This is a genomic window from Paenibacillus sp. (assembly GCF_031177825.1).
In the GTDB taxonomy this organism is placed as follows: Bacteria; Bacillota; Bacilli; order Paenibacillales; family YIM-B00363; genus Paenibacillus_AE.
Window position 1 is genome coordinate 341,644 of sequence record NZ_JAPSKE010000004.1, and the last position, 11,945, is coordinate 353,588.

An 11,945-nucleotide genomic window follows, 5' to 3' on the forward strand; every position below is an offset into this window, starting at 1 on the left:
ACATCACGCGTCAGCGTTGCGTTCCCGGGTATGACGGAACCGGGTGAGCAAAGACGTTCTGTTCAGTTGTACCGTAAGAGCCGCCGTCGCGATCGTAAACATGTTCCATCACCCCTTCGTTTAAGTATTGGGAATGTTTTCCCTTGAGTAAATATAAAGGATCTGCACTTGCTTTGTCAACGCATTTTTCAATCATTTTCATTTCTTTTTTGAAAACGAAGCTCGTCCCGCAAACCGCGGACCAGCAAAAAGCATCCGACCGCCACGAGAATCGGCTCCAATACGTTCGCTTCCGGCCCGTCCGTGATGCGATGAAGTCCGAAGATCCAATGAAACGCGACGATATCGAAGCTGAAGAACAATCCGGTCGACACGATAAACCCATGATAGAAGCTCCTCGGGAAGCGCCGCTTCAACCAAACGATGCAGCCCGCCAAGACGGCGACGCCGAACAGGAGCGCGCCGAGCTTCCCCGCGAGCGTCTGCGCCTTCAATCCGTAAGCGGACGCGCGCGCCGCGTGCAGAAGGAGCTCCGCGAACGCGTATCCGAGGAAGACGCCTCCGGCACGCTGCAGCCAACGCTTCATCCCGCTTCCCCCGTCTTCAAAGACAGCAACGCGCCGAGCGCTCCGCTGTATTCGCCGTCCGGCACCATGACCGCGCGTGACCCGCGGAGCTCCGTATACCCGGCGACGACCTTGCGGAGCAGGTCGTTGCGAATGAACGACGAGCCGATGTACAGCACGCAAGACGCGCCGCATTGTCCGGCCGCATGGACGCTGACCGACGCGACCGTCTCCCCGACAAGGCCGACGATGGACGCGAGCACGTCTTCCGGCCGGTCGCTCCCGCCGGTTTGGAGCCATCGTCCGAAGTTGCTGGCCGTCAGCTCGCCGGGAATCGGCGGCGTCGAGCCTTCATAGATGTGACTGACGAGCAGATCGATGTCGTCGCGCTTCCCCGTGGAAGCCAAACGCACGATTTCATCGAATTCCCGCACGCCGGTCGTCATCGCGGACAGCCCGACGAGCGTACCGCCTCCGACGCCGGTGCCGCCGATGCGCGTATGCCGCTCCCCGTCGACATAGTGAATCGACGTACCGGTCCCTACGTTCGTAAGCAAGAACGAAGCTTGCTCCATGCCGCCCTGGCGCATCAACCAACGAACGCCGCTGCAGGTCGCTTCGAATTCGACTAAATACGACGCCGGTCGCCCGATCAGCGCTTGCAGCGGCTTCGCCTTGCCGCCCGTAAGGGCGACGGCCGCATCATCCCCGCGCGCCAGCAGCCATGCCGCCGCGCCTTCGAGATCGTCCGATCTGAATTTAAGAAAGCGCACGGCGCCGTCCGGCGTCTCGTGCGCGATTTTGATTAACGTGCCTCCGGCGTCGATGCCGATAGATTGTTTCATATCCCTCATAGGACTCCCCTCCTATCGCAAAAACCTTCTCTACTATATAAAAAAAGGAAGACATCCGCAATCGGAAGTCTTCCGAATCGTTCAATTTCTCGCCCCGAAACGCTTGACGATCGCCGCGATACGGCGGGAGCCGAACGCTAAGGCGAGTCCGACCGCAAGCTGTAAGACGCCTTCGATCAAGGCGCCCCTGTACACAATCGTCTGATACTCGTTGAGCTCGAACCCGACTACAGGCGGCTGCATGATCGTGTACGTCGATCCGGCCAATCCGGGAAGCGCCGAGACGGCCGCGACGATGCCCGCGACGGCGAGCGCCGACGACGCCCAATCGTCCGGGGCCGACTCCCCTTCAGGTTCGGGCGTCTTCGATACGCCGGCGATCGCGGACGCCGCTCGCCCCGCAGACAGCCAGAGGGCGGCGGCGATTCCTCCTTGCACGGCGCCGGGAATCATCCCGGCGATCGCGACGGAGGAACGATTGATTTCGCTCCAAGGCAGCTCCGGAACGAGCAGCGTCAACAGCTGGCCCCACGCTTCAAGACTGCGAACGGCCCAGTATATGGCTAGCAGCCGAAGCCCGATGAACGCGGCCGACTTCGCGCTCATCGTCCCGCACCGTGAAGCGCGGCGAATTCGTCGCGCGTCATGCCGTAATGCAGCTCGTCGTGATACGCGCCGTTCGTGTACATCATGCTCCGCAGCCGGCCTTCGAGCCGGAAGCCAAGCTTCTCATGCAGCCGGATCGACGCCTCGTTGAACGCGAACGCATGCGGCGTGACCTTCTGATACCCGAGTTCGAGGAAGTAATACCGGAGCGTCATTACGATCATCTCCGACGCGTATCCCCGGCCGCGATGTCCGTCGGCGACGACGATACCGTACTTGAACGTGCCGTGCCGGGGATTGCACTGGAACGTGTCGATCGTTCCGACGGGAACGCCCTCCTTGTCGTCGGCGACCCATCGATTCGAATCGTCGAATCGAGCCTTCTGCTGCTGTTCGAACCAGCTTTGAAACTTCGCATCCGACATCGGCCCGTGAACGCCGTCGAGATTGCGCGAGACCTCGTCGTCGAACGACCGAAACAAGGCGGCGTCGGACGCCCGAAGCGCCCGAAGCGCGATCCGCTCCCCTTCCCAATACCGATACGCCATCCGGTCCCCCCCTTGATTTCCATTCCTTGGATAAAATCAACTATACCAAACCGCGGCCGCACACGAAAGAGGCCTTCCCGAAGGAAGGCCTCGCTCGTTCGAATGATTCATGATTCCCATGCGTAACTGAGAATGCCCGCCGCGATGCCGAGCATCGCGCCGACGGCGACCTCCCTCGGCAAGTGGCCGAGCTCTTCCTTCAGCTCCGCGCGGCGCTCCCGATGATACAACCCCGGATGCTGATCGGCGAGCTTCTCGACCCTCTCGTCCAGATCGTTCAACTCCACCGCCATCTCGCCGGCATGGCGGCGGATGCCCATGGCGTCATACATTACGATAAGTCCGAAAATGGAGCTGATCGCGAAGTCGACCGCCTTGACGCCCTTCTTCAACGCGATGTACGTCGCCAGCGAAGCGACGCCCGCGGAGTGGGAGCTCGGCATGCCTCCGGTGCGAAACAACGTCTTCCAGTTCCATGTGCCGTTCGTCGCGTATTCGAGCGGCAGCTTCAGGGCTTGGGTCGCCGCGATCGTGCTGAGACCCGTAATAATCGCTCTGTTCATCGACACCACCTCAATGGTAATGTCGTCCGTTCCGAAAGGAATTATGCCGATAAACGAATCGTTATAACTTGGATAAAAACAAGTACGCGTCGTCGTTAAAGCCCGGAAGCCCTTCGTGGCCGAAATCCGGATAGATGATATGGCGCTTCGGCGCGGAAATTCGATTGTACGCCGCGAACTGCGTCGATGGCGGGCAGACCGAATCCATCAGACTGATCCCCATCAATACCTCGCCTTGAATGCGCTCCGCCAAATATTGAACGTCGATGTAACCGAGCGTCCGGAACACCTCGTCCTCCCGCTCGTGGCGAGGATCGAACAAGCGGAAGTAGGTCCGCAGCTCTTCGTAAGCGTCTTTCGCGAGGTCCATCTGCCATACGCGCTTGTAGTCGCTCAGGAACGGGAAGATCGAGACGCAGCGCTTCACCCTCGGCTCGAGCGCGGCGCAGACGAGCGCCAGCGCGCCGCCTTGCGAACCGCCGGTCACGCCGACGCGATCCGCATCGATCTCCGGCATCGCCATCGCCGCCCGCGCGAGCTGCGCCGTGTCCAGGAATACGTGACGCATCGTCAAGTGATCCGGTCCGGAATCCAATCCGCGGATAAACAGACCGCGCAGCGTATTTCCCTTCACGCCGCCTACGTCCTCGGACTTGCCGCCCTGACCGCGGCAATCCATCGCGAACACGGAGAAGCCGAGGTTCACCCAGTTGAGTTTGTCCGCCCAATCGCCCGAGCTGCCGCTGTATCCGTGGAACATCAGCACCGCCGGCGTCGGACCGGACGCGCCCTTCGGCCGCAGATGTTTGGCATACACCCGAGCGCCCCGCACGCCGGTAAACGTCAGATCGAAGCATTCCGCGTTCGGCGCTTGGAACGCGCTGGGCGTCAGCTCGACGTCCGGCGCCGTCGCGTCGAGCTCCGCCAACGCTCTCGACCAGTACGCGTCGAAGTCGTCCGGCTTCGGACTGCGTCCCTTATATTGTTTCAACTGTTCCAACGGCATATCCAATGCTGGCATCTGTTCTCTCTCCCTTGTCATAAAGAAGGTTATCGGTACCGTTACGGCGATATTCCCAGTTTATTGCATTATACTGTTATTTACAACTGTTTATTATCGTTTGTTGTCGACTCGTCATTTCATTTGTTCCTTGACGAGCTCCGCCGCCTTTTCCAACTGCGTATCGTTCGCTTGGATCAGAGCCCTGACATCCTCGATCAGCGCGCGCGTCGTCTCCCCTGTCGCGATCCCGGTCGACTCGAGCTTCTTCGACGCCTGATACTCCCGCACGGCTTTCGTCGTGTTCGCGTCGAAGAAGCCGTCCTCCCGGCCCGGATCGAAGCCGACCGCTTTCAGCATCGTCTGGACGGTCTTGATTTCGCCGGAAAATCCGTTCTCCTTCATGACGAGATCGGACTCGACGATCGGCAGCGAGGCGTACGACGGCAGCGAGACGGGAACGTCCGGCGTCAGTCCGCTCTTGTTGATCGTGTTCCCGTTCGGCGTCAGCCACTCGGCGACCGTATACTTCATGTTCGAGCCGTCTTGGAACGGTTGGCTGAGCTGCGCCGTCCCCTTCCCGAACGACTTCTCGCCGACGAGCCGAACGCCCGCGGACTGCTGCAGCGCCCCTGCGACGATCTCCGCCGCGCTCGCGCTCCCGGCGTCGATCAGCACGACGACGGGAAGCTCTCCGAGACCGATATCGTTATAGTCGGATCGGGACACTTCCGCGGGGTGGTCGCGTCGCTTGAATTGAACGATCGGTTCTCCGTCGGGCACAAGCGTCTCCGCGACTTCCTCGGCCGTGTCGGTGAGGCCGCCCGGATTTTGCCGGAGGTCGAGCACGAGCCCCTTCATCCCTTCGCCCAGAAGCCGCTTCGCTTCCTTCACATATTCCTCGGACGTCGTCTCCGCGAACGACGAAATCCGAATGACGCCCACGCCGTCTCCCCGCAGCTCGGCGTATACCGTCTGGAGCGGGATCGTGTCTCTCACGATCGACAGCTTCACCTCTTTGCCGTCCCGAACGATCGTCAAGTCGGCGGTCGTACCTTTCTTCCCTCGAATAAGCAGGACGGCTTCGTGCACCTTCATGCCCTCCAAGCTGGTGTCTCCGACCTTGATCACCTGATCGCCCGGCTTAACGCCGGCCGCCTCCGCGGGCGAGCCCTTGATCGGAGCCACGATGACGATGCGCCCGTCGATCTCCTCCATCGTGGCGCCGATGCCTTCGAACGAAGCGTTGATACTTTCGTAGAACGCTTTCGCTTCCTCTTGGTCCATATACGTCGTATACGGATCCTCGAGCGACCGCAGCATGCCTTCGATCGCGCCGTCGATCAGCTTCGACCGGTCGACCGGTTCCAAATACCCGTCTTCGATCAGATCCATCGCGTTTTCCAACTTGGAGATTCCGCTCTGGTTCAAGCTCGCGTATGTATAAGCCACGGCGCCGCCCGCAAGCGCCGAGGCGAGCATGGCGGGGATCCACTTCCATCTGCTCATCGATTATTCCCTCGTCTCTCCGTTTCGAAATCCAATCGCGTTCATTATAGCCGAAGCGCGATTCGAAATCGAATGCAACTCCTCCTTTGCTTTCGCGAATGCGGTTTCACTATAATGGTATATGTTACACGAAACTACGAACGGGAGGAATCTTTTTTATGCCATATGTAGCCAATTCTTCGAGATACGAAGGAATGAAGTACCGGCGTACCGGAGCTTCCGGCTTGAAGCTGCCGGCGATCTCTCTCGGCCTCTGGCACAACTTCGGGGGCGTCGACGCGTTCGAGAACGGCCGCGACATGGTGAAGAGGGCGTTCGACCTCGGCATTACGCACTTCGACCTGGCGAACAATTACGGACCGCCTCCGGGCTCCGCCGAAGAGATGTTCGGCCGCCTGCTGCAGACCGACTTGGCGCCGTACCGGGACGAGCTGATCGTCTCGACGAAAGCGGGCTACTATATGTGGCCGGGGCCGTACGGCGAGTGGGGCTCGCGGAAATCCATCGTCTCGAGTCTCGACCAGAGCTTGAAGCGGCTCCATCTCGATTACGTCGATATTTTCTACTCTCACCGCCCCGACCCGGAGACGCCGCTCGAGGAGACGATGGCCGCGCTCGACCACGTCGTCCGGCAAGGCAAGGCGCTGTACGTCGGCCTCTCCAATTACTCGGCCGAGCAGACGAGCGAAGCGGTTCGCATCCTCCGCGAGCTGGGCACGCCGCTGTTGATTCATCAACCGTCTTATTCGATGTTCAACCGATGGATCGAGAACGGCTTGCAAGACGTTCTCGAGCAGAACGGCGTCGGCAGCATCGCCTTCACGCCGCTGGCGCAAGGACTGCTGACCAACAAGTACTTCGCCGGAGACATCCCGAGCGATTCTCGCGCGGCGAAGACGACGTCGCCGTTCCTGAACGCGAAGGACGTCACCGAGGAGAAAATCGCGAAGGTGCGCAAGCTGAACGAGATCGCCTCCGCTCGCGGACAGTCCCTGGCGCAGTTGGCGCTCGCTTGGGTGCTCCGCGAAGGAAGAGTGACGTCTGCGCTCATCGGCGCCAGCCGGGCGAGCCAAATCGAGGAGAACGTCGCCGCGCTGGACAACCTCGACTTCGCGAGCGAAGAGCTGCAGCGCATCGAAGACGTGCTTCGCGCAGAATAGGAGCGAAGCGCAAGCAAGGCCGGCATCGGGAACCCGATGCCGGCCTTTTTCAATACGTACCGATCGATTATATCGCCCAATTGCCGCCGCGGAAGATCGGCTCCCGCGCGCCGTCCGCCGTCAGCCCGTCGACGTTCATTTCGGCGGAGCCGATCATGAAGTCGACGTGCGTCAAGCTGTCGTTCAGCCCCTTGGACGCGAGCTGCTCCTTCGTCATCGTCTTGCCGCCTTTCACGCTGAAGGCGTAGGCGCTGCCGATGGCGAGATGGTTCGACGCGTTCTCGTCGAACAGCGTATTGTAGTAGATCATTCCCGTATCCGAGATCGGGGAACGATGCGGGACGAGCGCGGCCTCGCCCAAATAGCGAGCCCCCTCGTCGGTATCGAGCAGACGCTGCAGCGTCTCGCCCCCGGTGCCCGCCGAGAAGTCGACGATCTTCCCGTCCTTGAACGTGAAGGCGAAGTCGTCGATCAGCGTTCCGCCGTAATTGAGCGGCTTCGTGCTGCGCACCGTGCCGTTCACGCCTTCGCGCTTCGGCGCGGTGAACACTTCTTCCGTAGGCATGTTGGCGACGAACGTCGTGCCCTTCTCGTTCACGCTGTCCCCGGCGACCCATAGATGATCGTCCGCCAGCTCCACGACGAGATCGGTGCCCGGCGCGGTATAATGCAGCGCGCGGTACCGCTTGGCGTTCAGATAATCGCTCTTCTCGGCTAGCTGCTGCAAGTGCGCGTTCCATGCGCCCACCGGATCCGCCAGATCCGCCCGCGTCGCGCGGAAGATGGCGTTCCAGAGCGTCTCGAGCCGGCGTTCCTGCGGTTCGTTCGGGAACATCTTCTCCGCCCATACGTCGGTCGCCACGGCAAGAATGCTCCAGCTGAACTTGTCGGAACGCACCCCGTCGTAGAAGTTCGTCATCGCCGAACGGGTCGCCTTCGTCGCCGCCGCCACCCGATCGGGGTCGATCCCCGTCAGCAGGTCCGGATTGGCGGATACGAGCGACAAGAACGCGGCGTCGCGCGCGATCAGCTGGTCGTAATTGTGCGCCCGCAGCGCCGGACCGTCGCCGAACGACTCCTCCGGCGCAAGCTCGTACCGAATGCGCGTCAACGGATCGTCGTTCCATTCGACGTGCACGTAACGGGCGCCGAGCGAATACGCCTCTTTCGCCGCCAACCGGACGAGCTCTGCCGCCGTCGTGGGCGCCTGAATGACGAGCGTCTGGCCCGGCTGCAGATTGACGCCGACCCGAACCCCCAAGCTCACGTAGTTATGTAAATGTTGTTCGAACGTTGCCATCTCATCGCCTCCTCCCCTCTTTATACCATAGGAAGGGGGGGCAACGCCAAGAGGGAGAGCGTCTCCGCTCTCCCCCTTCCGTTATGAACGATGCCGGCCGCGCAGCAGCTCGAGCCCGACGCCGAGGAACAGCCCGGCGATCAGCATCGGCTCCGCCCAGCGGCGATACCTGAACAACCACTCCGCGTTCGGCAGCCACTCGAGCGCCGCCGAGACGACGATGCGGTCGAAGGCGACGTATCCCCCGAGCACGATCAGTCCGATGCCCGCCCAGCGCGTCACCGCGGACGACCATACCGGCGGCTCGTCGGCGTCCAAGCCGCCGAAGCCGCCCGGCGACACGCGGCGGAGCACGTCGAAGAACGCCCAACACCACAGGAGCGGCAGCGCGTAAACCGCCAAGTCGATGCCGTATTCCCGCTTCAGGAATAAGAGCAGGAGCAAGGCGCCGAGCTGTCGCAGCCCGGCGAACAACGAGCCGAGGTACAGATGCCCTACTCCGGGTACGAGCGAGAGGAATAGGGCGACGACCGGACGACGGCCGTCCGACCCGGGAACGAACCAAGCGTCGAAGTCGTCCTCGGGCCGCAAGGCGTCGTATTCGGAGCGTTTCGCCGCTTCCGCGGCGTCGATCGCGGCGAATGCGACGAGCGCCGGCACCGCGAACCAGCCGAGCAGCATCGTCTCTTCGCCCAGCGCGAGCGCCGCGAGGAGCGGAACGATGCCGCAGGCGGCCGCGGCGAGCAAGAGCGTCAATCCTCGTCGACTCCGTCCTAAATAGATATGGCCGATGCCCGGAAGCAGCGACAGCATCGTCGCGATCGTTCGATCCCGCCGCGGAGACGGAGCCTCGGGAAGGCCGCTCGGCGCGTACGGTTTCCGCAGCGTCAGCGTAATCGCCATATCGATCATATTGACGCACCAGACGAAAAATACCGCCACCGCCGCAAGGGAAAACGCCTCGATCGCGAACCCTTCCGCCAGAGTAAACAAAACTAGCAGCGCGAGCGGGGCGGCCGCGGCGCCGCCGTACAGCAGCGTCCTGATGTATTTCCCCAAGTACAGATGGCCTACCCCGGGAATCAGGGATAACAAGAAAGCGACCGTCGGGTGTTTCTCAACCGTGTGCGCGTGCATGAGCGAACCCTCTCTCTTTGGAATGTAGCAGCAGAGCGTGGCGGACGGCGGCGGCGCGCGCCGAGCGGGAACGCTCCCCTTCCGATCCGGCGGCGAACGCCGGGTCGCCGAACAAGGCGACGAGCGCCGCTTCGGCCGCTTCGCTCGCGAGCGGTTCCTCCCCGACGAGATGAAGACAAATCGAATAGACGCGTTGCTCGTACCGCCTCAGCAGCAAGACTTTCTCTTCGAACGCCATCCTGCGTTCACCTCGCTCATCTCCGTTTTCTAAGCTTCATTGTACAGGCGCAAGATTAAGAACGTAGTAACGAAACCATAAGAATTTCTTAAGAACGGATTAAAAAAACGCCGCGGAACGTTCGTTCCGCGGCGCTCTTATGAAATCGGACGATGCTCTCCCCGCGGCAACCGCACCTGAAAGACGGTGCTTCTCGCGTCGCTGTACGCGACGATCGCGCCGCCGTGCTGGTCGACGATGCCCTTGGCGATCGCGAGGCCGAGCCCCGAGCCCGGCACGCCGTCCGCCTCCGTCCGGGATTTGTCCGCGCGGTAAAACCGCTCGAAAATATACGGCAAGTCCGCGGCCGAAATCGGCTCGCCGTAATTGGCCACGTCGACCTCGGCGGCGCCGCCCCCCGTTCGGATCGCGACGTCGATCCGCTTCCCGTCCCGTCCGTACCGCATCGCGTTGGTCAGCAAATTTTCGAAGACGCGTACGAGCTTATCCGGATCCCCGACGACCTCCACCGCCTCCTGCGGCGCCGACAGCGAGGCGGTCATGCCCGCCTGCTGCAAGCCGAGACGATGCTGGGAGAGCAGCTGCCCGAGCAGCTCCGTCAGATTGAACCGCGTCTTCCGCAGCGGCATGCCGCCGTGGCGCATCCGCGTATACTCGAACAGATCGTCGATCAGCACATGCAGCCGCTTCGCCTTCGCGTTCGCGATCTGCACGTAATGGCGCAGCTCGAGCTCGTCCCGGTATTTGTCGTCGTCGATCAAACCGAGGTAACCGAGGATAGACGTCAGCGGCGTCCGAAGATCGTGCGAGACGTTCGTGATGAGCTCGTTCTTCGTCTGTTCGGCGCGCCGCTCCTCCTCGATCGACGTGCGCAGCCGTGCGATCAACGAATTCATATCGGTCGCCAGCACGCCGAAGTCGTCCTTCTGCTTCACGGGCACGGCAACGTCGAATCGCCCTTCGGCGATGTGCCGAACGGCGCGAATCATCTCCCCGTAATAGCGGAAGCGGCGATACTGGTACAGCGTAAGGAACGTTAGGAAGTAGAAGATTAGCGCCAAGACGCCCCAGCCCTCGGCCGGAAACAGACTGAACAAAAACCTCAGAAAATAGCCCACGATATTTCGGGCATCCGCCGCGGCGGCGACGACGACGCCCGTGACGACCGTGGCCAGGCCGGTCCAGAACACGCTGAGGAACACTTGGAGCACGAACTTGAAGACGAGCCTGCGTACGATGTTATCCGTCAATTTTGTAGCCGACCCCCCATACGGTCGCGATCATCTTATCTCCCGTCTCCTGCTCAAGCTTGTCGCGCAGATGACTGATATGCACCATGACCGTGTTGTTCGAATCGAAGTATTTCTCCTTCCACACCTGTTGGAAAATGTCCTCCGCGCTGAACACCCGGCCGCGGTTGCTCGCGAGCAGGTGCAGGATGCCGAATTCGGTCGACGTGAGATGGAGCGGCTTCCCGTCGACCTCGGCCCGATGCGTAGTCTTGTCGATCCGCAGCGCCCCGACTCGGATCGCGTCGTCCGCGGCCGGCGCCTCCGCCGGCATCCGGTACGCGCGACGCAGCAGCGACTTCACGCGCGCGCTTAGCTCGAGCGGGTTGAACGGCTTCACCATATAGTCGTCCGCCCCGGTCATCAGACCGAGAATCTTATCCATGTCTTCGGCTTTCGCGCTGACCATGAGGATGGGCAGATGCTTCTCCTCGCGAATGCGGCGGCATACCGTCAGACCGTCCATCTTCGGCATCATGACGTCAAGCACGACGAGGTGTACGGGTTCGTCTCCTTCGAGCGCGCGAAGCGCCTCCTCCCCGTCGTACGCCAGCACGGTGTCGTAGCCGTCGTTGCGCAAATAAATTTCGATCAGACCGGCGATTTCCCGGTCGTCGTCCACGATTAAGATGCGATAGTTCACTGGCGTCTAAATCTCCTTTCTCTTCCCAACACTATACAACATTCGCTTCCGGTTTTCTTCGACCCTTACATAACCTTAAGCAATCTTAAGGATTCCCTAAGAAATATGGAAAACGGCCCGCCTCATCGATCGAGGGAGCCGTCTTCGGTATTCACCATATGATGCGCGACCTGCGTCAGCCGCCCGAAGAAAAATTCGCGCGCGCCGCCTTCGAGGCCGACCTCGTCCATCGCGGCGGCCATGCAGCCGAGCCACGCTTCGGCGTGCGACGTCGTAATCGGGAACGGCAGATGTCTATACCGCATCATCGGATGCCCGAACTCCTCGGAGTACAGCTGCGGGCCGCCGAGGAATTGCGTCAGGAACATCTTCTGCTTCCGTTTCACTTCGTCGATGTCGCTGCCGGCGAACAGCGGCGACAACTTCGGGTCTCGCACGACGCGGTCGTAGAACGCGTCGACGAGCCTCCGGATCGTCGCCTCGCCCCCGAGTTGTTCGAAAATCGTCGTCTCCATAGGTTTTTGGAAGTCCC

General features: G+C 61.3%; 14 protein-coding genes. 1 reads left to right on the top strand and 13 read right to left on the bottom strand.

The window, feature by feature from the left end; all coding sequences use genetic code 11:
* Positions 1–188: 188 nt before the first annotated feature.
* The 7 genes from RIN49_RS07285 to RIN49_RS07315 all read right to left on the bottom strand — a co-directional run bounded on the left by RIN49_RS07285 (position 189) and on the right by RIN49_RS07315 (position 5,646).
* The gene (locus tag RIN49_RS07285; RefSeq protein ID WP_309119497.1) at positions 189–587 is read right to left on the bottom strand and encodes a hypothetical protein; all 399 of its coding nucleotides are present in this window, start codon (positions 585–587) and stop codon (positions 189–191) included.
* Positions 584–1,420: a type II pantothenate kinase gene (coaW, locus tag RIN49_RS07290; RefSeq protein WP_309119498.1), complete on the bottom strand. Its 837-nt coding sequence runs from the start codon at positions 1,418–1,420 to the stop codon at positions 584–586. The genes RIN49_RS07285 and coaW overlap by 4 nt, the downstream gene beginning before the upstream one ends.
* Before the next feature lie 81 nt (positions 1,421–1,501).
* Positions 1,502–2,026: a hypothetical protein gene (locus RIN49_RS07295; protein ID WP_309119499.1), complete on the bottom strand. Its 525-nt coding sequence runs from the start codon at positions 2,024–2,026 to the stop codon at positions 1,502–1,504.
* Positions 2,023–2,574, bottom strand: a complete 552-nt coding sequence (locus tag RIN49_RS07300; RefSeq protein WP_309119500.1) for a GNAT family N-acetyltransferase — start codon at positions 2,572–2,574, stop codon at positions 2,023–2,025. The genes RIN49_RS07295 and RIN49_RS07300 overlap by 4 nt, the downstream gene beginning before the upstream one ends.
* A gap of 107 nt (positions 2,575–2,681) precedes the next feature.
* Positions 2,682–3,137, bottom strand: coding sequence for a divergent PAP2 family protein (locus RIN49_RS07305; protein ID WP_309119501.1), 456 nt, complete (start codon positions 3,135–3,137; stop codon positions 2,682–2,684).
* A 61-nt stretch (positions 3,138–3,198) separates the two neighbouring features.
* Entirely contained in the window at positions 3,199–4,158 is a 960-nt protein-coding gene (locus tag RIN49_RS07310; RefSeq protein WP_309119502.1) for an alpha/beta fold hydrolase, read from the bottom strand.
* Positions 4,159–4,272: 114 nt separating this feature from the next.
* A complete protein-coding gene (locus RIN49_RS07315; RefSeq protein ID WP_309119503.1) occupies positions 4,273–5,646 on the bottom strand; it encodes a S41 family peptidase in 1,374 nt (457 codons plus the stop codon).
* A gap of 158 nt (positions 5,647–5,804) precedes the next feature.
* Here RIN49_RS07315 and mgrA point away from each other — a divergent pair, with 158 nt between their 5' ends.
* Positions 5,805–6,806: an L-glyceraldehyde 3-phosphate reductase gene (mgrA, locus tag RIN49_RS07320; protein ID WP_309119504.1), complete on the top strand. Its 1,002-nt coding sequence runs from the start codon at positions 5,805–5,807 to the stop codon at positions 6,804–6,806.
* Between the two features lie 67 nt (positions 6,807–6,873).
* Here mgrA and RIN49_RS07325 read toward each other — a convergent pair whose 3' ends face one another.
* From RIN49_RS07325 to RIN49_RS07350, 6 genes are all read right to left on the bottom strand, one after another.
* Positions 6,874–8,106, bottom strand: a complete 1,233-nt coding sequence (locus RIN49_RS07325; RefSeq protein WP_309119505.1) for an aminopeptidase — start codon at positions 8,104–8,106, stop codon at positions 6,874–6,876.
* An 81-nt stretch (positions 8,107–8,187) separates the two neighbouring features.
* The gene (locus tag RIN49_RS07330) at positions 8,188–9,243 is read right to left on the bottom strand and encodes a hypothetical protein (protein WP_309119506.1); all 1,056 of its coding nucleotides are present in this window, start codon (positions 9,241–9,243) and stop codon (positions 8,188–8,190) included.
* Positions 9,224–9,481 carry a hypothetical protein gene (locus tag RIN49_RS07335; protein WP_309119507.1) on the bottom strand — a complete coding sequence of 86 codons (258 nt, stop codon included), beginning with the start codon at positions 9,479–9,481 and terminating at the stop codon, positions 9,224–9,226. Before RIN49_RS07335 ends, RIN49_RS07330 begins: the two co-directional genes overlap by 20 nt.
* 137 nt (positions 9,482–9,618) lie before the next feature.
* Positions 9,619–10,731 carry a sensor histidine kinase gene (locus tag RIN49_RS07340; RefSeq protein ID WP_309119508.1) on the bottom strand — a complete coding sequence of 371 codons (1,113 nt, stop codon included), beginning with the start codon at positions 10,729–10,731 and terminating at the stop codon, positions 9,619–9,621.
* A complete protein-coding gene (locus tag RIN49_RS07345; protein WP_309119509.1) occupies positions 10,721–11,413 on the bottom strand; it encodes a response regulator transcription factor in 693 nt (230 codons plus the stop codon). The genes RIN49_RS07340 and RIN49_RS07345 overlap by 11 nt, the downstream gene beginning before the upstream one ends.
* A gap of 122 nt (positions 11,414–11,535) precedes the next feature.
* Complete coding sequence (locus tag RIN49_RS07350) at positions 11,536–11,928, bottom strand: globin domain-containing protein (protein WP_309119510.1); 393 nt, start codon at positions 11,926–11,928, stop codon at positions 11,536–11,538.
* Positions 11,929–11,945: the final 17 nt, after the last annotated feature.

Excerpts from the sequence above, each read along its gene's own strand:
- RIN49_RS07285 (WP_309119497.1), bottom strand. The coding sequence starts at position 587 with ATGAAGCGTTGGCTGCAGCGTGCCGGAGGCGTCTTCCTCGGATACGCG.
- coaW (WP_309119498.1), bottom strand. The coding sequence starts at position 1,420 with ATGAGGGATATGAAACAATCTATCGGCATCGACGCCGGAGGCACGTTA.
- RIN49_RS07295 (WP_309119499.1), bottom strand. The coding sequence starts at position 2,026 with ATGAGCGCGAAGTCGGCCGCGTTCATCGGGCTTCGGCTGCTAGCCATA.
- RIN49_RS07300 (WP_309119500.1), bottom strand. The coding sequence starts at position 2,574 with ATGGCGTATCGGTATTGGGAAGGGGAGCGGATCGCGCTTCGGGCGCTT.
- RIN49_RS07305 (WP_309119501.1), bottom strand. The coding sequence starts at position 3,137 with ATGAACAGAGCGATTATTACGGGTCTCAGCACGATCGCGGCGACCCAA.
- RIN49_RS07310 (WP_309119502.1), bottom strand. The coding sequence starts at position 4,158 with ATGCCAGCATTGGATATGCCGTTGGAACAGTTGAAACAATATAAGGGA.
- RIN49_RS07315 (WP_309119503.1), bottom strand. The coding sequence starts at position 5,646 with ATGAGCAGATGGAAGTGGATCCCCGCCATGCTCGCCTCGGCGCTTGCG.
- mgrA (WP_309119504.1), top strand. The coding sequence starts at position 5,805 with ATGCCATATGTAGCCAATTCTTCGAGATACGAAGGAATGAAGTACCGG.
- RIN49_RS07325 (WP_309119505.1), bottom strand. The coding sequence starts at position 8,106 with ATGGCAACGTTCGAACAACATTTACATAACTACGTGAGCTTGGGGGTT.
- RIN49_RS07330 (WP_309119506.1), bottom strand. The coding sequence starts at position 9,243 with ATGCACGCGCACACGGTTGAGAAACACCCGACGGTCGCTTTCTTGTTA.
- RIN49_RS07335 (WP_309119507.1), bottom strand. The coding sequence starts at position 9,481 with ATGGCGTTCGAAGAGAAAGTCTTGCTGCTGAGGCGGTACGAGCAACGC.
- RIN49_RS07350 (WP_309119510.1), bottom strand. The coding sequence starts at position 11,928 with ATGGAGACGACGATTTTCGAACAACTCGGGGGCGAGGCGACGATCCGG.